At 74.1% G+C, this 21,859-nt stretch carries 4 protein-coding genes; all 4 read left to right on the top strand.

The window, feature by feature from the left end; genetic code table 11:
* Positions 1–25 precede the first annotated feature (25 nt).
* Complete coding sequence (locus VF092_09320) at positions 26–4,555, top strand: beta-ketoacyl synthase N-terminal-like domain-containing protein (GenBank protein HEX6747473.1); 4,530 nt, start codon at positions 26–28, stop codon at positions 4,553–4,555.
* A 607-nt stretch (positions 4,556–5,162) separates the two neighbouring features.
* Entirely contained in the window at positions 5,163–6,245 is a 1,083-nt protein-coding gene (locus VF092_09325) for an HAD-IIIC family phosphatase (protein HEX6747474.1), read from the top strand.
* Positions 6,246–6,732: 487 nt separating this feature from the next.
* Positions 6,733–11,517 carry an amino acid adenylation domain-containing protein gene (locus VF092_09330; protein HEX6747475.1) on the top strand — a complete coding sequence of 1,595 codons (4,785 nt, stop codon included), beginning with the start codon at positions 6,733–6,735 and terminating at the stop codon, positions 11,515–11,517.
* A 128-nt stretch (positions 11,518–11,645) separates the two neighbouring features.
* Positions 11,646–21,470 carry an amino acid adenylation domain-containing protein gene (locus VF092_09335; GenBank protein ID HEX6747476.1) on the top strand — a complete coding sequence of 3,275 codons (9,825 nt, stop codon included), beginning with the start codon at positions 11,646–11,648 and terminating at the stop codon, positions 21,468–21,470.
* Positions 21,471–21,859: the final 389 nt, after the last annotated feature.

Here is a 21,859-nt window from a genome sequence, read left to right on the forward strand (position 1 = left end):
TGGAGACGATAAAGAGCACAGTGTGATGAGCATGATCGATACGCAGGCAATCGAGCAGACCACCGCCGACGCATCGCCCGGCGGCGACTTCGACGTGGCGGTGATCGGGATGGCGGCGCGCTTTCCCGGGGCGGACGACCTGGACACGTTCTGGGCCAACCTCCGCGACGGGAAGGAGTGCATCACCTTCTTCTCCGACGACGAGCTGCGCGCCGCGGGCTTCCCGGATGCCGTTCTCGCCGATCCCAGCTTCGTCAAGGCGACGGGGAAGCTCTCCGACGTGGAGCACTTCGACGCCGCGTTCTTCGGCTTCAGCCCGCGCGAGGCGGAGACGCTGGAGCCGGCGCACCGCCTCTTCCTCGAGGTGGCGTGGGAGGCGATGGAGGACGCGGGGTGGGAGCCCGGCCGCGTTCCCGGCGCCGTGGCGGTCTACGCCGGCGCGGCGGGGGCGGGGTATGGCGACCGCGTCCGCGCGAACGCCGAGATCATGGCCGCCGGCGCCTTCCAGGTGAAGCTCGGCTCCGCGCCCGACTTCCTGGCGACGCGCGTGGCGTACAAGCTCGACCTGCGCGGGCCCGCCGTCTCCGTGCAGACCGGGTGCTCGACCGGCCTCGTCGCCATCCACCTCGCGGCGCAGGGGCTGCTGCGCGGCGAGTGCGACCTGGCGCTGGCCGGGGGCACCTGCGTCAACGTTCCCGCCGAGAGCGGCTACATGTACTCGCCGGGGAGCATCCTCTCTCCCGACGGCCACTGCCGCGCCTTCGACGCGCACTCGGCCGGGGCGATCGGCGGCAACGGCGCGGGCGTGGTCGTGCTCAAGCGCCTGGCCGATGCGCTGCGCGACGGCGACGCCATCCACGCGGTGATCCGCGGCAGCGCGGTGAACAACGACGGCGCCGCCAAGGTCGCCTACACCGCGCCCGGCGTGGAAGGCCAGGCCGCCGTCATCGGCGAGGCGCTGGCGCTGGCGGGCGTCGACCCCGACACCGTGGGCTTCGTGGAGACGCACGGCACGGGGACGGAGCTGGGCGACACCATCGAGATCGCCGCGCTGACGCGGGCGTACCGCGCGTCGACGCGCCGCACCGGCTTCTGCGCGCTCGGCGCGGTGAAGACGAGCGTCGGCCACCTCGACACCGCGGCGGGGATCGCGGGCTTCATCAAGGCCGTCCTGGCGCTGGAGCACGGCGAGATCCCACCCCTGGTCAACTTCACCGCGCCCAACCCGCGGCTCGATCTCCCGTCGTCGCCCTTCTACGTCCCGTCCGTCGCGAAGGGGTGGGAGACGGACGGGCATCCGCGCCGCGCGGGCGTCAGCTCGTTCGGCATCGGCGGGACGAACGCGCACGTGGTGCTGGAAGAGGCGCCGGCGACGTCGCCCTCCGGCCCGTCGCGGCCGTGGCAGCTCCTCGCCGTCTCCGCGCGCAGCGGGGCGGCGGCGGACGCGGCGGCTTCGCGCCTCGCCGACCATCTCCAGCAGCATCCCGACCTCCCCCTCGCGGACGTCGCCTTTACCTTGCGCGAGGGGCGGCGCGCCTTTTCGCACCGCCGCGTCGCCGTGGTGCGTGCGGGCGAGGACGCGGCGGCCATCCTCCGCGGCGCCGTCCCCGGGCGCGTGGCGGGCGGCGTGGCGGAGGCGAACACGCCGTCGGTCGCCTTCCTCTTCCCGGGGCTGGGGGATCACTACCCGAACATGGCGCGCGGGCTGTACGAGGCCGAGCCCGCCTTCCGCGCCGAGGTGGACCGCTGCGCGGAGATCCTGCGCCCGCTCCTGGACCTCGACCTCCGCGAGGTGGTGTTCGCGGGCGACGCGCCGTCCGACGCGGCGCCGTCCACGAGCATCGACCTGCGCCGCATGCTGCAGCGCGACGAGCCGAACCCCGCGGCCGCGCGGCTGAACCGCACCGACGTGGCCCAGCCCGCCGTCTTCGTCATCGACTACGCGCTGGCCAGGCTGTGGATGAGCTGGGGGATCGTCCCCGACGCGGTGATCGGCCACTCGCTGGGCGAGTACGCGGCCGCGTGCATCGCCGGCGTGCTCTCGCTGGAGGATGCGCTGCGCCTCGTCGCCGGCCGCGCGCGGCTGATCGACGCGCTTCCCGGGGGGGTGATGCTCGCCGTCTCCACCTCTCCCGACGCGCTCCGTCCCCATCTCCCCGAAGGGGTCGGGATCGCGACGGTGAACGCGCCGGGGCTGTGCGTGGCGGCCGGGCCGGAGAGCGGCATCTCCATCCTGGAAAAGCGTTTGGGAGATGCAGGGATCGTCGCGCGCAGGCTGCCGACGACGCACGCCTTCCACTCGCCGATGATGGCGCCCGCGGCGGATGGGGTGGCGCGGCTCGCGGCGGCGGTGCGGCTCTCCCCGCCGAAGATCCCCATGGTGAGCAACGTGACGGGGACGTGGCTGGCGGACGCGGAGGCGACGGACCCGGCGTACTGGACGCGCCACATGCTCGGCACCGTGCGCTTCGCGGAGGGGATCGGGGAGCTGCTGCGCGAGCCCGGCCGCGTGCTGCTGGAGGTCGGCCCCGGCCAGACGCTCGGCACCTTCGTCCGCCAGCGCCCGGGTGGGGACGGCGAGGAGGCGCCCGCGGCCATCGTCCCCTCCATCCGCTTCGCGTACGACCGGCGGCCGGACCAGGCGGTGCTGCTGGAGGCGCTGGGCCGGCTCTGGCTCGCCGGCGTCTCCGCCGACTGGGGCGCGTTCCGCGGCCCGGAGCGCCGCCGCCGGGTCCATCTTCCCGCCTATCCGTGGGAGAAGCAGCGCTACTGGGTCGACGCGCCCGACGACGCGGCGTTCTCCATCGCGCCGCGGGCGGAGGGGAAGCGCACCGATCCGGCGGATTGGACGTACGTGCCGACGTGGACGCGCACGCGCGCGGCGACGCCCGCGGCGGACGAGGGGCGCGTGCTGCTCATCACCGACGGCGGCGCGCTGGGCGACGCGCTGGCGATCGAGCTGCTGGGCACGGGCCGCCCGCTCGTCTCCGCGCGACCGGGGGACAGGTTCGCGCACACGGCGGACGGCTTCACGCTGCGCGCCGACCACCGCGAGGACTTCCGCGCGCTGGCCGACGCGGTGAAGGACGATCCGCCGCGCGTCGTCGTCCACGTCTCCAACGATCCCGTCGCCTTCCTGCTGCTGGCGGCGGCGCTGGCGCACGCGGGCGTGGAGGCGCGCGTCGTCGCCGTCACCCGCGGCGCGCAGGAGGTGAGCGGCGACGAGGAGATGGACCCGCGCGCGGCGGCGATCCTGGGCGCGCTGCGCGTCGTCCAGCAGGAGCACCCCGGCCTCGCCTGCCGCGGCGTCGACGTCGTGGGCGAAGACCCCGCGCTCGCCGCCCGCCTCGCCGGCGAGGTGCTGGCGGACGCGGACGAGCCCGTCGTGGCGCTGCGCGGGCGGCACCGCTGGGCGCGCGGCTTCCGGGCGGCGCGCGTGGAGCGGCCGGCGGCGGCGAAGGAAGGCGGCGTCTACGTCTTCGTCGGGGGGATGGAGGGGCGCGGCGCCGCGCTGGCCGCGGCGCTGGCGCGGACGCCGGGCGTGCGCATCGCGGTGCTCGATCCGCGCGTACCCGGACGCGGCGAGCTGGACTTCCTGCTGAGGATGGTGGCGCCGGACAACCCGGTGTACGCCGCGGGGATGGCCGTGCGCGGGCTGTGGGAGGCGGGCGTGGAGATGATCACCGACCGCGCCGACGCCGTGCACGAGCTGGAGGCCGGCTTCCGCCGCGTGGAGGAGCGCTGGGGGCGGATCGACGGGGTGATCCACGAGCTCGGCACCGGCACGCTCGGCACCCTGGCCGCGACCGACGAGGTGCACCCCGCCGGCTGGGCGCTGGAGATCGAGACGCTGCGGGAGCGCCTGGCCGCGCTGGAGCGCGCGCTCGCCGGCCGCGCGCCGGAGTGGGTGCTGCTGGAGTCGTCGCTCGCGGGCGTCCTGGGCAGCCCCGGCCGCGTGCGCGTGGCGATGGCGAACGCGCTGGCCGACGCCTGGGCGCAGCGCGCGGCCCGCTCCGGCGCGCCGTGGACGAGCGTGGCGTGGGACCGCTGGGCCGCCGCGCCGCTCGCCGATGGCGACGACCTGTGGATCACGCCCGACGAAGTCGCCCCCGCGCTGGGCCGCGTCCTCGCGCTGGCGGGCGAGCCGAACGTCCTGGTGTCGACGGGCGACCTGGAGGCGCGCGTCCGCCGCAGCGCCGAGCCGGCCGCCGAGGCCGCCGCGCCGGCGCAGCGCTACGCCCGGCCCGACGACCTGACGACCGAGTACGCGCCGCCGGAAACGGAGACGGAGGAGCGCATCGCCGAGGTGTGGCAGAGCCTGCTGGGCGTGGACCACGTGGGGGTGCACGACGACTTCTTCGCGCTGGGCGGGCACTCGCTCCTGGCGACGCAGATCATCGCGCGGCTGAAGGACATGTTCGAGCTGGAGCTGCCGCTGAAGGTGATCTTCGAGGCGCCGACCATCGCCAGGCTGGCCGTGCTGGTGGAGGAGGCCATCCTCGCGGAGATCGAGGAGCTGACGGACGAGGAGGCGGAGGAGCTGGTGGCGGGGTAGCCCTCCCCGGCGGGCCCTCCCCGGCTCGCCCGCCCCGGCTTGGCCGACGCGACGGGAATTGATGTGCGGCGCGGCATCGCGCCCTCCCCGGCTCGCCTAGGCTCGCCACCCCTCCCGTACCGGGAGGGGTAGGGGTGAGGAGATCGGCTCGGGCGGCGGGGATTCGCGCGGCCGCGGGCGGCCCCCTCCCCCGGCCCCTCCCCCGCTGCGCAGGGGAGGGGAGAACAAAGCGCGGGGGAGAGACGGAAGCCGACCACAGGCCTCGCGGTGCACCGGAGGTTCTGAACGAGCCGCAAGATGCGCGGCAGATGGCACCCCACCCTCTCCCGGTACGGGAGAGGGAGAGCGCTCTAAGGCGCGGGGAGAGGGCGGACGGGGGCCGCACAGCAGCAGTCTGTTTGCGTCCGGCCTCGCGGTGCACCAAAGGCTGTGAACGAGCCGCGGGTGGGGCGGCAGACGGGACGCCCACCCTCTCCCGTTATCGGGAGAGGGCTTGCGCTCTAAGGCGCAGGGTGAGGGGTTCCGCGGCCGCGCAGGCGTCCGCATCACCGATGAGATCACGCGGGGCCTTGTTCCCGCCGACGCACACGACCGAGCAGACGAGACGATGAGCATCACCACGAACGAAGCGCCGACGACGATGACGGAGAAGGCCAAGAAGCCCAAGGGGGTGAAGTGCGTCGTGTGGGACCTGGACCACACGGTGTGGGACGGCATCCTGCTCGAGGACGACAACGTCGAGTTGCGGCCGGGCGTGCTGGACATCATCCGCGCGCTGGACGAGCGTGGCATCCTGCAGTCCATCGCCAGCCGCAACGACCACGACCGCGCCATGGAGCGGCTGCGCGCGCTCGGCATCGCCGACTTCTTCCTCCATCCCCAGATCGACTGGAACGCCAAGGGGCAGAACGTCGAGCGCATCGCCAAGAAGCTGAACATCGGGCTCGACACCTTCCTGTTCATCGACGACCAGCCGTTCGAGCGCGAGGAGGTGGCGTTCGCCTGCCCGCAGGTGCGCACCATGGACGCGGCCGACCTCGCCGGGCTCCTCGACCTCCCCGAGATGAACCCCGAGTTCATCACCGACGACAGCCGGCGGCGCCGCGAGATGTACCGCGCCGACATCGAGCGGCAGCAGGCCGAGGAGGGCTTCGCCGGGCCCAGCGAGGAGTTCCTGCGCACACTGGAGATGCGCTTCACCCTGGGGCCGTGCAGCGTGGACGACCTGCAGCGCGCCGAGGAGCTGACGGTGCGCACCAACCAGCTCAACACCACCGGCTACACCTACGGCTACGACGAGCTCGACGCCTTCCGCACCTCGCCCGGCCACGTCCTTCTCGTGGCGGGATTGGAGGACCGCTACGGCACCTACGGGAAGATCGGGCTGGCGCTGGTGGAGAAGACCACGACGGAGTTCTGGACCGTCAAGCTGCTGCTGATGAGCTGCCGGGTGATGAGCCGCGGGGTGGGCACCATCATGATGAGCCACATCATGGAGCTGGCGAAGGCGGAGGGGGCGAAGCTGCGCGCCGAGTTCGTCCCCAACGGGCGCAACCGGATGATGGAGGTCACCTACCGCTTCGGCGGCTTCCGCGAGGTGGAGCGCCGCGGCGAGATGATCCTCTTCGAGCACGACCTGGCGACGATCGCCCCGTTCCCGGAGTACGTGCGGGTGGACGTGGGGGCGTAGGAACGGGCGGGGATAAGGGAGATTGGGGGATAGAGGGAGACGCGGGGGAAAGGCATCGTGCCCGGCGCGGCGCGGAGGCCCTCTCCCCCCGCCCCCTCCCCCAAAACCGACTGGGGGAGGGGGAGACCTCAGCGCGGGGTCGGATTCGGTTCGGACGGCGGGCGGTCGCGCGGCCGCGAGCGGCCCCCTCCCCCGGCCCCTCCCCCGCTGCGCAGGGGAGGGGAGAACAAAGCGTGGGGGCCGCGATGGAGCAGCCCACGGGCCTCGCGGTGCACCGGAGGTTTGACCGCACCGCAGGCGGGGCGGCAGACGGGAGCCCTACCCTCTCCCGTTATCGGGAGAGGGCTTGCGCTCTAAGGCGCAGGGTGAGGGGGGCGGCCGCGGAGACGTACGCGAGCAGGGCCGGGACGTCTCCCCGGCAGACGCAGGATCGAGGATTCGACGATTTCGGCTGTGGAACGATCACGTTGACGCGAGCCATAGGACCATGCAGGACCTGCTGAACCGCAAGGCCGGACTCTCCGACGCCAAGCGCGCGCTGCTCGAGAAGCGGCTGCGCGGCCAGGCGCGCTCGCACCGCGCGCGCGAGGCCGTCACCCGCTGCGCCGGCGAGGGGCCCGTGTTCCCGCTCTCGTTCGCGCAGGAGCGGATGTGGTTCCTGGCGCAGATGGACCCCGGCTCGCCCATGTACAGCGTGCCCCTGGCCATCTCCATCCGCGCCGACGTGGACGTGCCCACGCTGGAGCGCGCCCTCACCTCGGTGGTGCGCCGCCACGAGACGCTGCGCACCGTCTACCGCATGGTCGACGGCGAGCTCAGGTCCATCGTCCTCCCGCCCTATCCCGCGCGCGTGGAGGTGTTCGACTGGCGCGATCGCGTCGCCGCCGGCGAGGACGTGCACGCGCTGGTGGCCGAGGAGGGCGCGCGGCCCATCGACATCTCCACCGGCCCGCTCTACCGCGTCACCCTGCTGCGCGTGAGCGAAGAGCGGTACGTGATGGTGACCACCGTGCACCACATCGCCACCGACGGGTGGTCGATGCCCATCATCAACCGCGAGATCGACTACGCGTACGGCCGCTTCGTGCGCGGGCTGGAACTGGACCTTCCCGAGCCGGAGCTGCGCTACGCCGACTACGCCGTGTGGCAGCGCCGCTGGCTCTCGGGCGACACGCTGCAGGAGCAGGTGGACTACTGGCGCAACCTCCTCGCGGGGGCGCCCGCGCTGGAGCTGCCCACCGACCGGCCGCGCCCGGCGGAGCAGAGCCACCGCGGGACCTTCCACCGCTTCAACATCCCCCCCGACGTCACGCTGCCCATGCGCGAGCTGTGCGCGCGCGAGACGGTGACGCTGAACATGGTGCTGATGGCGTCGTTCATGGCGCTGCTGCACAAGCTGTCGGGGCAGGACGACATCGTCGTCGGCACGCTGCTGGGCAACCGCAGCCGCGCCGAGCTGGAGCAGATCCTGGGCTACTTCGTGAACACCGCGGCGCTCAGGATGGACGTGGCCGGCGACCCCACGTTCATGGACCTGGTCCTCCGCGCGCGCACCGCCGTGCTCGAGGCCGACGCGCACCAGGACCTGCCGTTCGAGAAGCTGGTGGACGAGCTGGACCTGCCGCGCGACCTCAGCCGGCACCCGGTGTTCCAGGTGATGTTCTTCCACCACGTGTTCGTGGGCGTGCACCGCGCCTCGGCCGACGGGATGGTGACGCCGCTCGACCCGCAGCCGGTCTACGCGGAGAACAGCGTGTCGCTGGTGGACACCGGCGTCAGCAAGTTCGACATGATGCTGTGCACCATGGAGGCCGGCGACGGCCTCATGGCCATGCTGGAGTACAACACCGACCTGTGGGACGCGCCCAGCATGCAGGCGTTCGGCGCGCGCATGCTGAACCTGATGCGCGGCGCCGTCGCCCGGCCGCACGCGCGGCTCTCCGAGCTGTCGATCCTCGACGAGGCCGAGCGGCGCGCCGTCCTGGGCGACTTCAACGCGACCGACCGCGAGCTCCCGTACCTCCCCCTCGCCCGCCGCTTCGAGCAGCAGGCGGCGGCCACGCCCGGCGCGCCCGCGCTGACGCACGAGGGGACGACGCTCGCCTACGCGGAGCTGAACGCGCGCGCGAACCGGCTCGCGCGGCGGCTGCGTGCGCTGGGGGCGGGGCCGGAGGTGCGCGTGGGCGTGTGCCTGGAGCGCACGCCGGAGCTGATCGCCGCGCTCCTCGCCGTCGCCAAGGCGGGGGCGGCGTGGGTGCCGCTCGACCCGTCGTATCCCCCCGCCCGCATCCGCGCGCTGCTGGCGGACGCCGGCGCGCCGCTCGTCGTCACCACCTCGGGGCGATGGGAGGCGATCGCGTCCGACGGCCTCGCGCCTGTCCTCGTCGACGCGCACGGCGATGAAATCTCCCATGAAGATTCTGGGGATCTGGGGATCGGGATCGATCCGGCGAGCCTCGCCTACGTCCTCTTCACCTCGGGGTCGACGGGGACGCCGAAGGGGGTGGAGATCCCCAACGGCGCCGTCTCGAACCTCCTGGGGTGGATGCGCGAGATGGTGGCGGACGAGGAGCGCGCGGTGGTGCTCGGTTCGACGTCGACCTCGTTCGACGTCTCCGTGGCGGAGATCTTCGACACGCTGTGCAACGGCGGGCGGCTCGTCCTCGTCGGCAACGCGCTCGATCTCGTCGGGCTCCCCGGCGCGGACGAGGTGCGGATGGGGGTGATGGTGCCCACCGCCGCCGCCGAGCTGCTGCGCGCGGGCGCGCTCCCTCCGTCGCTGGCCACGCTGAACCTGGCCGGCGAGGCGCTCCCCGACACCCTCGTCGACGCGCTGTACGCCACGGGGACGGTGCGCACCGTCCGCAACATCTACGGCCCCACCGAGGCCACCGTCTACGCCACCGCCGGCGTGTGCGCGCCCGGTGCGCCGGTGACCATCGGCCGCCCCGTCGCCAACACGCGCACGTACGTGCTGGACGCGGCGCTGCAGCCGGTGCCGCCGGGCGTGTTCGGCGAGCTGTACCTGGCCGGCGCGCAGGTGGCGCGCGGCTACGGCGGCCGCCCCGCGCTCACCGCCGAGCGCTTCGTCCCCGACCCGTTCTCCGGCGTCCCCGGCGCGCGGATGTACCGCACGGGGGATCGGGTGCGGTGGAAGGAAGTGCGAGAGTGCGAAAGTGCGAAGGTACGAAAGTGGAACGACGCGGGAGATGCTTCGTCTCGCGGCGAATCCGCTCTCGCACCCTCGCACCCTCGCACTTTCGCACTCGAATACCACGGGCGCTTCGACACGCAGGTGAAGGTGCGCGGCCACCGCATCGAGCCGGGCGAGGTGGAGCACGCGCTGATGCATCACCCCGCTGTGCTCGAGGCCGCCGCGGCCGTGCGCGACGGGCGGCTGGTGGCGTGGACCGTGGCCGCGCCGGGGGCGGAGGCCGCGACGGGGGCCGAGCTGCGCGCCTTCCTGCGCGAGCGCCTCCCCGAGTACATGGTGCCCGCGGCCTTCGTGGCGATGGACGCCTTCCCGACGACAACGAGCGGGAAGATGGACCGTGCCGCGCTCCCCGAGCCGGCGGCGGAGAAAGCGCCCGCGGCCGCCGCGTCGGAGGGAGACGCGCCGGCGAACGCGGTGGAGGAGGCGCTGGCGCGGATCTGGGCGCAGGTGCTGCGGCGCGAGCGGGTGGGCGTGCACGAGAACTTCTTCGAGCTGGGGGGAGATTCGATTCTCTCCATCCAGGTCATCCTCCGCGCGGCGCAGGAGGGGATCCGCATCGTGCCGCGCCAGATCTTCGCGCACGCCACCGTCGCCGAGCTGGCCGCGGTCGCGGGGACGGCGCCCGTCGTCGTCGCCGAGCAGGGCGCGGTGACGGGCGAGGCGCCGCTGACGCCCGTGCAGGCGTGGTTCTTCGCGCAGGACCTCGCGGACGCGCACCACTGGAACCAGGCGTTCCTCCTCCGCGCCACGGAGCGCATCGACGCGGATCTCCTCGCGCGGGCGGCGGACGCGCTGCTGGCGCACCACGACGCGCTCCGCGCCCGCTTCGTCCGCACCGGCGACGGGTGGACGCAGCGCTTCGACGCGCCCGGCGGCCCGTCCCCCGTCTTCGTCGTCGATCTGGGTGACGTCTCCGACGCGGCATTGGCGGATGCGATCGCCGCGCGGGCGACGGAGGCGCAGGCGTCGCTCGACGTGGAGCGCGGACCCGTGATCTCCATCACCCTGTTCGACTGCGGTGCGCATCGCCCGCAGCGGCTGCTCGTCGCCGCGCACCATCTCGTCGTCGACGCGGTCTCGTGGCCGCCGCTGCTCGCGGATCTGGAGGCGGCGTACCGCGCGCTGGCCGCCGGATCGGATCCCCATCTCCCGCCCAAGACCACGTCGTACGCGCACTGGGCGCGGCGGCTGGCGGCGTTCGCGCGCACCCCCGAGGTCCGCGGCGAGACGGGCTACTGGAGCGGCATCCCCACCCATCTCCCCCCGCTCCCCGTGGACGCGGAGGGAGAGGACGTGGAGGGCGCCGCGGACGCCGTGGCCGTGGAGCTGGACGAGGCCGAGACGCGGGCGCTGCTGGAGGAGGTGCCGCCCGTCTACGGCACGCAGGTGAACGACGCGCTCCTGGCCGCGCTGGCCATCGCGCTGCGCGAGTGGACCGGGCGCGAGGAGGCGCTGGTGGAGCTGGAGGGGCACGGCCGCGAAGACCTGTTCGAGGACGTGGATTCCAGCCGCACCGTGGGCTGGTTCACGACGATGTATCCCGTCCTCCTGCGCGCCGTGGGCGACGTGGGGGCGACGGTGAAGGCGGCGAAGGAGACGCTGCGCGCCGTCCCGCGCCGCGGCATCGGCTACGGGATGCTGCGCTGGATTGGCGAGCCGGCCGACCGCGCGCTGCTGGCGTCGCGCGCGCGGCCGGAGGTGAGCTTCAACTACCTGGGGCAGGTGGACGGCAGCGCGCAGGGAGACCGCTCGCCGCTGCTGGTGCCGGCAGAGGAGCCGGCGGGCGCGGTGCGGTCGCCGCGGGCGCAGCGGCGCCACCGCATTGCCGTGGAGGGGATGACGGCGGGCGGGCGGCTGCGGATGGCGTTCTGGCACTCCACCGCCGTCTACCGCCGCGAGACGGTGGAGCGGCTGGCGGAGGCGTACGCGTCTGCGCTGCGGGCGCTGATCGCGCACTGCCGCGAAGGCGGCGCGGGCGGCTTCACCCCGTCCGACTTTCCCGAGGCCGGCCTCGACCAGGCATCGCTCGACGCGCTGATGGCGCAGCTGGGCGGGTGATCCAAAAAGAAATGGGCTCACGCAGAGGAGCAGAGGCAGCAGAGGAAGTTCTCTGCTCCCTCTGCTGCTCTGCGTGACACCATCAACCAGATCGGCCGACGCGACGACGCCGGTCGCGATGACGTGATATGAATCGCAAGAACGTAGAGGACCTGTACCCGCTTTCCCCGCTGCAGCAGGGGATGCTCTTCCATACGCTCTACTCGCCGGGGACCGGCGCGTACCTGGAGCAGATGGGCTTCACCCTGCGCGGCAACGTGCGCCCGGACGCGTTCCGCCGCGCGTGGCAGGCCGTGGTCGACCGCCACCCGGCGCTCCGCTCCGGCTTCGTGTGGGAAGGGGTGCCGCAGCCGCTGCAGGTGGTCTACCGCCAGGCCGAGGTGCCGTTCACCTTCGCCGACTGGCGCCTGCTGTCGGCCGCCGAGCGCGACCGCCGCTACCGCGAGGAGATGGAGGCGTCCCGCGCGCGCGGGGTGGACATGGTCAGGGCGCCGCTCCTGCGCGTCCGCCTCTACCAGGTCGGCGACGACGAGCACCGCTTCGTGCTCGACATCCACCACATCCTGTTCGACGGATGGTCGCTCCCCATCATCCTGGGCGAGTTCGCGGCGCTCTACTACGGGATCGCGCACGGCGAGCTGCCGCGGCTTCCCGCGCGGCGGCCGTTCCGCGACTACATCACCTGGCTGAAGCAGCAGGACGAGCGCGCGGCCGAGGCGTTCTGGCGCGGGCGGCTGGCGGGCGTCGACGCGCCCACGCCGCTGCCGCTGGACCGCGACCCGTCGCGCGCCGGCGCCCCCTCCGAGCGCCACGCGCAGGAGACGGTGGTGCTGCCGCCGTCGCTCGCCGCCGCCGTCGACGCCGCCGCGCGCGGGATGCGGACCACGGCGAGCGGGGTGTGGCAGTGCGCCTGGGCCGCCGTCCTCGCCGCGTACTCGGGCGAGCGCGACGTGGTGTTCGGCGCCACCGTCTCCGGCCGCCCCCCCGAGCTGCCGGGGGTGGAGGAGATGGTGGGGATGTTCATCAACACCGTCCCCGTGCGCGTGCGCGTGCCCCGCGCGGGGACGGTGGCGGAGTGGGTGCAGGACGCGCACGGCCGCCAGAACGAGGCGCGGCTGTACGAGCACGCGCCGCTCGCCCAGGTGCAGGCGTGGAGCCAGGGCGGGCGCTTCGAGACGCTGCTGGTCTACGAGAACTACCCGGTCGACGCCCTCCAGCAGGGCGGCGGCGCCGAGTTCGAGGCCGAGGCGGACGAGGACGACGAAGGCTTCCTCGTCACCGCCGCCGACTCGCCGGAGCGCACCAACTACCCGCTGTCGCTCGTCGCCGCGCCGTCGGCGGAGCGGTTCCGCGTCACCGCGACCTTCGACCCCACCCGCATCGCCCCCGCGTCGGTGCGGACGGTGCTCGGCGGGCTGGCGCGGGTGCTGGAGCAGATCGCCGACGACCCGCAACGGCCGATGGCGTCGCTGGCGGTGCTGGACGCGGACGAGGCGCGGCGCGTCGTCCATCTCGCGGAGACGGCGATCGATTTCCCCCGCGGCGGGACGGTGCACGCGCTGTTCGAGGCCGCCGCCGCGCGCACGCCCGACGCGGTCGCGCTGCAGCACGGCACCGATCGCATTACCTACGCGGAGCTGAACGCGCGCGCGAACCGGCTCGCCCACCGCCTGCGCGCGCTGGGCGTGGGGCCCGAGGCGTCGGCCGGCGTGTGCCTGGAGCGCACGCCGGAGCTGGTCGTCGCCCTGCTCGCGGTGCTGAAGGCGGGAGGCGCGTACATCCCCCTCGACCCCGCCTATCCCGCCGAGCGGCTGGGGTGGATGCTGGGGGATGCGGACGCGCGCGTCGTGATCGCCGAGCGGCGCACGGAGGATGCGCTCCCCGCGACGGACGCCCGCGTGCTGCTGGTCGACGCGGCGCGCGAGGAGATCGCCCGCGAATCGGCGGAGAACCCACCGCCGCTCGCGCTGGACGAGAACCTGGCGTGGACCATCTACACCTCGGGCTCCACCGGCCGGCCCAAGGGGGTGCAGATCGAGCACCGCGGTGCCGCCGCCTTCCTGCACCACCTGCGCGCGTGGGTGCCGGAGGAGGAGCTGCGCGGCGTGCTCCTCTCCACCTCCGTCTCCTTCGACGTCTCCATCGCCGAGGTCTTCTTCACGCTGGCGTGGGGCGGACGGCTGGTGATGGTGGAGAACGCGCTCTCCCTCGCCGAGCTGGGGGATGATGCGGGCGTCGTGCGCGCGAGCATGGTGCCCAGCGCCGCGGCCGAGCTGGCGCGGATGGGGCGCGTGCCGTCCACCGTGCGCACCTTCGCGCTCGGCGGCGAGCCGCTGGCCCCGGCGATCGCCGCGGCCGTGCACGCGCTCCCCAGCGTCACGCGCGTGGAGAACCAGTACGGGCCCACGGAAGACACCACCTACTCGTGCTCATGGATCGTCCCGCGCGGCACGGAGAAGGTGCTGGTCGGCCGTCCGGTGGCCGGGAGCCGCGCGTACGTGCTCGACGACCTGCTGCGCCCCGTCCCCTTCGGCGCGCGCGGCGAGCTGTACCTTGCGGGCGACGGGGTGACGCGCGGCTACCGCGCCCATCCCGCGATGACGGCGGAGCGCTATCTCCCCGACCCGTTCGGCCCTGCGGGGTCGCGGATGTATCGCACCGGCGACCTGGCGCGGTGGGTGGAAGATGGAAAGTGCGAGAGTGCGAAAGTGCGAGAGTGCGAAAGCAACTCATCGCGTGACGAAACCACTTTCGCACCTTCGCACCCTCGCACTTTCGCACTCGAGTACCTCGGCCGCGCCGACTTCCAGGTCAAGGTCCGCGGCTTCCGCATCGAGCCGGGCGAGATCGAGGCCGACCTCCTCGCCATCCCCGGCGTGGACGAGGCCGTGGTGGTCGCGCGTCCCGCCGAGACGGGGGACATGCGGCTGGCGGCGTACGTCGGTGGGTCCAATCCCCCCACCCCGGCGGAGCTGAAGGAGCGCCTGCGCGCGTCTCTGCCCGACTACATGGTGCCCGACACCATCACCCCGCTCGGCGCGCTGCCGCGCACGCCCAACGGCAAGGTCGACCGCGCCGCGCTTCCCGATCCCCAGGCCCCCGAGGACACCGCGGCCGACGAGGCGCCGAGCGGGCTGGCCGAGGAGGCGCTGGCGGAGATCTGGAAGGAGGTGCTGAAGCGCGAGCGCGTGGGCGCCAACGACTCCTTCTTCACGCTGGGCGGGCACTCGCTGCTGGCCACGCAGGTCGTCTCCCGCGTGCGCGCCGCGTTCGGGGTGGAGCTGCCGCTGCGGAAGATGTTCGAGAACCCCACGCTGCGCGCCCTGGCGGTGGTGATCGAGGACCTGCTCGTGGCCGACGTCGAGGGCGCGGACGACGCGTCCGCGGGGGAGACGCTGGCGCCGGCCGCCGCGCCGCCGCTCGCGGCCGTGGCCGGCGACATCGTCCCCGTGCCGCGCGGCGGATTGCTCCCCGCGTCGCTGCCGCAGGAGCGGCTCTGGTTCATCGACCGGATGGACCCCGGCACGGCGGGCTACGTCGTCTCCTCGTCCATGCGCCTGCGCGGCGCCATCGACCTCGACGCGCTGCGCCGCGCGGTGGCCGAGCTGGTGCGCCGCCACGAGGTGCTGCGGACGACCTTCGCCGAGGTCGACGGACGGCCGACGCAGCGCATCCGCCCCTTCACCGCGTTCCCGCTCCCGCTCGAGGACCTGTCCGCCGACGGGCCCGAGGCCGCGCTGGCCGAGGTCGAGCGGCGGGTGACGGAGGAGACGGGGACCGGGTTCGACCTGGCCGCCGGGCCGCTCTTCCGCGCGCGCCTCTTCCGCATCGCGCGCGGCGACCACGCGCTGGTGCTGGCCATGCACCACGCCGTGGCCGACGGCTGGTCGCTGGGCGTGCTGTACCGCGAGCTGGCGGCGCTCTACTCCGCGTTCAGCCGCGGGCTGCCGTCGCCGCTGCGCGACCTGCCGGTGCAGTACGCCGACTTCGCCGCCTGGCAGCGCTCCGCGGCCAGCGCCGAGGCGGCCGAGCGGCAGGTGGCGTGGTGGCGCGCGCACCTGGACGGCGCGCCGCACGTGCTGGAGCTCCCCACCGACCATTCACGCCCGCCGGTGCGCACCTTCGCCGGGGGTTCGGTGGGCATCACCATCGACGTCGGCGCCGTGGCCCGGCTGCGCGAGGTGGCCAACGCGGAGGGCGTGACGCCGTTCATGGTCCTCCTCGCCGTCTTCCAGCTCCTCCTCACCCGGCTGGCGGGGACGGACGACGTGCTGGTGGGATCGCCGGTGGCCGGGCGCACGCACGCGCGCACCGAGGGGCTGATCGGCCTCTTCGTCAACACGCTGGTGCTGCGCGGCACCGTGCGCCCGGGCGAGCCCTTCCGCGACTTCCTGGCGCGCGTGCGCGAGGACGTGCTCGACGCCTTCGCGCACCAGGACGTGCCCTTCGAGCGGCTGGTGGACGAGGTGCGCGTGGAGCGCTCGCTGGCCCGCACGCCGCTCTACCAGGCCATGTTCTCGCTGCAGAACGCCGCCGCCGACGGCGCGGGGGAGATGGAAGGGCTGCGCGTGGAGCACCTCGCCGGCACCGTCGCCAGCGCCAAGACCGACCTCGAGCTGAACATGCACGAGAGCGGCGACGGGATGTACGCTTCTCTCGTCTACAGCGCCGACCTCTTCCGCCCGGAGACGGCCGCGCGCTTCGCCCGGGCGTTCACCTCGCTGGTCGCCGCGGCGCTGGAAGACCCGTCGCGCGCCGTCGACGCGCTGCCGCTGATGCCCGCGGCGCAGATGGAGGAGATGGCGGCGCTGGGGATCGGGATGGAGACGGAGATCCCCTCCGCGCCCATCCACCGCCTGTTCGAGGCGCACGCCGCGGCAACGCCCGATGCGCCCGCGCTGCTGACGGATGAAGCGCGGCTGACGTACGCGGAGGTGAACGCGCGCGCCAACCGCATCGCGCGGCGGCTACGCGAGCTGGGCGTCGGCGTGGAGCACCGCGTCGGCGTGTCGATGGAGCGCTCGCCCGACCTCGTCGTCGCGCTGCTGGCGGTGCTGAAGGCGGGGGCTGCGTACGTCCCGCTCGACCCCGTCTATCCCGCCGAGCGGCGCGCGCTGATGCGCCGCAACGCCGGCGTCACCGTCGTCGTCACGCGGGAGGGAGCGGGAGATCGGGGGGACGGCGTGCGCGTCCTCTCCCTCGCCGCCGAGCGCGAGCGCATCGCCGCGCTGGGGGATGGGGATCTGGCGGACGTCGAGGTCGCGCCGGAGAACCTGGCGTACGTCCTCTACACCTCGGGGTCGACGGGAACGCCGAAGGGGGTGGCGGTGCCGCACCGCGCGGTCGTCCGTCTCGTCCGCGGGCAATCGTACGCGCGCTTCGCGGCGGACGAGGTGTTCCTCCAGTTCGTCCCCGTGGCCTTCGACGTCTCCACCTTCGAGGTGTGGGGCGCGCTGCTGAGCGGGGCGGCGCTGGCGGTCCATCCCCCGCACCTGCCCGAGCCGGCGGAGCTGGGCGCGTTCGCTGCCCGGCACGGGGTGACGCAGATGTGGCTCACCTCGGGGCTCTTCCACCAGGTGGTGGACGCGGGCGCGCCGGGGCTGGGCGGCGTGCGGCGCCTCCTCTCCGGCGGCGACGTGGTTTCCGCCGCGCACGTGCGCCGGGCGATGGAGCTGCTCCCCGACACGGAGATCGTCGACGGCTACGGCCCCACGGAGACGACGACCTTCGCCACGACGCACGTGGTGACGCGGGAGGACGCGGACGCGGGCGACATCCCCATCGGCCGGCCGCTGGCCAACACGCGGGCGTACGTGCTGGACGAGCGGCTGCGCCCCGTCCCCCCCGGCATCCCCGGCGAGCTGTACCTGGGCGGCCCCGGCGTGGCGCGCGGCTACCTGGGCGCGCCCGCGCTCACCGCCGAGCGCTTCGTCCCCGATCCCTTCGTCCCCGGCGAGCGGCTGTACCGGACGGGGGACCGGGTGCGGTGGACGGAGTGCGAGAGTGCGAAGGTGCGAGAGTGCGAAAGCGGCTCCTCGCGCGACGAAACCACTTTCGCACCTTCGCACCCTCGCACTCTCGCACTCCAGTTCCTGGGCCGCGCCGACCGCCAGGTGAAGGTCCGCGGCTTCCGCATCGAGCCGGCCGAGGTCGAGGCCGCGCTGGCCGCGCACCCGGCCGTGCGCGCCGCCGCCGCCGACACGCGCGGCGAGGGCGCGGACCGGCGCCTGGTCGCCTGGGTCGTCGCCGCGGACGGCGCGGAGGTCTCGACCCCCGCGCTGCGCGAGCACCTGTCGCGGACGCTGCCGGAGCACATGGTGCCGTCCGTCGTCGTCCCCATCGACGCCATCCCCCTCACGCCCAACGGCAAGGTCGACCGCGCCGCCCTCCCCGCGCCCGCCGCGGTGGGAAGCGGGCCCACGCGGCCGCTGACGGCCACGGAGGAGATGATCGCCACCGTGTGGGCCGAGCTGCTGGGCGCGTCGCGCGTGGGGCCCGACGACGCCTTCTTCGAGCTCGGCGGGCACTCGCTGCTGGCCGCGCAGGTGGCCGGCCGCATCCGCGCCGCGTTCGGGGTGGAGCTGCCGCTGCGCGCGCTCTTCGAATCTCCCCAGCTCTCCGAGCTCGCCGCGCGGGTGGACGGCCTGGTGCGCGCCGGCACCGGCGCGGACGACCCGGTCGTTCCCGTGCCGCGCGACGGCGACCTCCCCGTCTCCTTCGCGCAGGAGCGGATGTGGTTCCTGCAGCAGCTCGATCCCGCGTCCGCGCTCTACAACCTGGCGACGCCGATGCGGCTGCGCGGGCCGCTGGACCTGGCTGCGCTGGAGCGCGCGTTCACCGAGATCGTGCGCCGCCACGAGCCGCTGCGCACCGTCTTCGCCCTCGTCGAAGGGAAGCCGGTGCAGCGGGTGATGGCGCCCGCGCCGGTCGCCATCCCTGTCACCGACGTCTCCCGCCACCCCGATCCGGAGAAGGAGGCGCGGCGGCTGGCCAACGTCGAGGCCGCCACGCCGTTCGACCTGGAGCGCGGACCGCTTTACCGCGTCTCGCTGGTCCGGCTGGCGGCGGACGACCACGTGCTGCTGCTGGACGTGCACCACGCGGTCACCGACGGCTGGTCGCACGGGCTGCTGACGCGCGAGATGGTGGCGCTGTACGAGGCGTTCCGCGAAGGGCGGCCGTCGCCGCTGCCGGAGCTGGCGGTGCAGTACGCCGACTACACCGTGTGGCAGCGCCGCTGGCTGACCGACGAGCGCGTGCGCCAGCAGGTGGAGTACTGGACGGCGCAGCTGGCCGGCGCGCCCCCCGCGCTGGAGCTGCCCACCGACCACCCGCGCGCGGCCGTGCAGCGCCACCGCGGCGGCTCGCACGCGGGCGCCTTTCCGCCCGACCTGCTGCGCGACGTGCACGCGCTGGCCGCCCGCCACGGCGCCACGGTGGCGATGACGGTGCTCGCCGCCTTCCAGCTCGTCCTCGGCCGCCTCGCGGGGCAGGACGACGTGGTGGTGGGCACGCCCATCGCCGGGCGCACGCGGATGGAGACCGAGCCGATGGTCGGCCTCTTCCTCAACACGCTGGCCATCCGCACGCGCTGGCACGGCGGCGAGACTTTCGCCGGGCTGCTGCAGCGCGTGCGCGAGACCATGCTGGGCGCGTACGCCCACCAGGACGTGCCCTTCGAGCGGCTGCTGGAGGACCTGAAACCGGAGCGCACGCTCAGCCGCACCCCCGTCTTCCAGGTGATGTTCAACATGCTGAACCTGGAGGGCTCGTTCGGCCACGCGCGCGAGGCGGTGGAGCCCGGGCGCGGCGAGCTGGCCATCCGCAACTGGGCCGACGAGCTCGAGGTGGGGAGCAAGTTCGACCTGACGCTCTACGTGCAGGAGACGCCGGCGGGCCTGGCCTTCACCGCCGCGTACGACGCCGACCTGTTCGAGCGCGAGCGGATCGCGGAGATGATGCGGCAGCTGGGCGCGGTCCTCCGCCAGGCCGCGGCCGACCCGGCGCTCCGTCTCGACGCCATCTCGCTGCGGACGGACGCGGCCGCGCCCGTCCTCCCCGACCCGGCGACGCCGCTCCCCGCGCGCTGGTCCAGCGCGGTGCACGAGACCTTCGCCGCGCGCGCGGCCGCATCTCCCGAGGCGGCGGCGATCGTCGACGCGGCGGCGACGTGGACGTACGGGGAGGTGGACGCGGCGAGCAACCGCGTCGCCCGTCGGTTGATGGAGATGGGGATCGGGAAGGGCGACGTCGTCGCCGTCCACGCCCACCGCAACGCGTGGCTCCCCGTGGCGATGCTGGGGATCGCGAAGGCGGGCGCAGCGTGGACGATCCTCGATCCCGCCTATCCCGCCGCGCGGCTGGCGGAGCGCTTCGCCGCCGCGGCGCCGGGCGCGGTGATCGCCATCTCCGCCGCCGGCGCGCTCCCGGACGAGCTGCGGCGCGCGGCGGAGCATCTCCCGACGCTCGTGTTGGGAGAGACGGAGGATCTCGCGTCCATCTCCGCGGAGCCCATGGGAATCGAGGTGGGCGCGGACGACTTGGCGTACCTCGTCTTCACCTCGGGGACGACGGGCACGCCGAAGGCCGTGGCGGGAACGCACGGGCCGCTCTCGCACTTCTTCCGCTGGTACGCGGACGAATTCGGGCCGCGCGCCGGCGACCGCATCTCCATGCTCTCGGGCCTGGCGCACGACCCGCTGCTGCGCGACGTCTTCGCGCCGCTGGCGGCGGGCGCGGCGCTCTGCATCCCCGACCCCGCGCGCATCGCGGAGCCGGGGTGGCTGGCGACGTGGTTCGCGGAGACGGGCATCACCATCGCCCACCTCACCCCCGCCATGGGCCAGCTCCTGGCGACGGGGGATGCGCGCCTTCCCGCGCTGCGCCTGGCCGCGTTCGGCGGCGACGTGCTGCACGGGCACGACGTCGACCGCCTGCGCGCGCTCGCGCCGGGGGTGGAGATCGTGAACTTCTACGGGGCCACGGAGACGCCGCAGGCCGTCGCCTACCACCGCGTGCCGCGGGAGATGGACGGCGCCGGGCGCGTGCCGGTGGGGCGGGGGATCGACGGCGTGCAGCTGCTGGTGATGCGCGGCGACACGCTCGCGGGCGTGGGCGAGCCGGGCGAGATCGCGGTGCGCACGCCGTACCTCGCGGCGGGATACGCGAACGATGCGGCGCTGACGGCCGAGCGCTTCCGCGCCAACCCGCTCACCGGCGACGAGGCGGACCGCGTCTACCTCACCGGCGACCTGGGCCGCTACCGCCCCGACGGCGCGGTGGAGATCGCCGGCCGCGCCGACCGCCAGGTGCAGGTCCGTGGCTTCCGCGTGGAGCCCGGCGAGGTCGAGGCCGCCCTCGCCGCGCACCCCGCGGTGCGCGAGGCGGCCGTCGTCGCGCGCGAGGCGGCGGACGGCGGGCGGCGGCTGGTGGCCTACGTCGCCACCCACGCGCAGGCCGGCGACGTCGCGGACGAACTGCGGGCGCACCTGCGCGGCCGCCTTCCCGAGTTCATGGTGCCCGCCGCGTTCGTGCGGGTGGACGCGCTGCCGCTGACGGCCAACGGCAAGCTCGACCTGCGCGCGCTCCCCGACCCGGACGAGGCGGCGGAGCGCACCGAGTTCGTCGCGCCGCGCACCGCCGCCGAGCAGGTGCTGGCGGAGATCTGGGGCGAGGTGCTGAACGCGGAGCGCGTGGGGGCGGACGACAACTTCTTCGCGCTGGGCGGGCACTCGCTGCTGGCCACGCAGGTGCTGTCGCGCGTGGAGCAGGCGTTCGGGGTGAAGCTTCCCGTGCGTGCGATCTTCGAGCACCCCACCGTGGCCGCGCTCGCCGCGCAGATCGAGGCGCTGGGCGTGGGTGTGCTGGCGGACGCCGACGCCGAGCTGGCCGAGCTCAGCGACGAGGAGCTGGCCGCGCTGCTGGCGGAGGTTGGCGGCGCGGAGGGGGATTAGGAGCCCTCACCTGGCATCGCGCCCTCTCCGGCATCGCGCCCTCTCCGGCTCGCCTAGGCTCGCCACCTCTCCCCTACCGGGAGAGGTAGGGGTGAGAACATCGGCGCGGGCGGCGTGGATTCGCGTGGCCGCGGACTGGCCCCCTCCCCCGGCCCCTCCCCCGCTGCGCAGGGGAGGGGAGAACAAAGTGGGGGGTACGTGACGGTGCCGACCTCCGGCCTCGCGGTGCACCGGAGCCTGTAACCGAGCCGCAGGCTGCGCGGCAGACCGGAACCCAACCCTCTCCCGGTACGGGAGAGGGCGAGCGCTCTAAGGCGCGGGGAGAGGGCGGACGGAAGGCGGCATTGCAGCAGTCGGTTGGTCTCCGGCCTCGCGGAGAGGGCGGGACG

Source organism: Longimicrobium sp., assembly GCA_036377595.1.
Taxonomy (GTDB): domain Bacteria; phylum Gemmatimonadota; class Gemmatimonadetes; order Longimicrobiales; family Longimicrobiaceae; genus Longimicrobium.

What these genes read in the sequence shown, in the direction of transcription:
- VF092_09320 (HEX6747473.1), top strand. Translation starts at nt 26, where the DNA reads ATGAGCATGATCGATACGCAGGCAATCGAGCAGACCACCGCCGACGCA.
- VF092_09325 (HEX6747474.1), top strand. Translation starts at nt 5,163, where the DNA reads ATGAGCATCACCACGAACGAAGCGCCGACGACGATGACGGAGAAGGCC.
- VF092_09330 (HEX6747475.1), top strand. Translation starts at nt 6,733, where the DNA reads ATGCAGGACCTGCTGAACCGCAAGGCCGGACTCTCCGACGCCAAGCGC.
- VF092_09335 (HEX6747476.1), top strand. Translation starts at nt 11,646, where the DNA reads ATGAATCGCAAGAACGTAGAGGACCTGTACCCGCTTTCCCCGCTGCAG.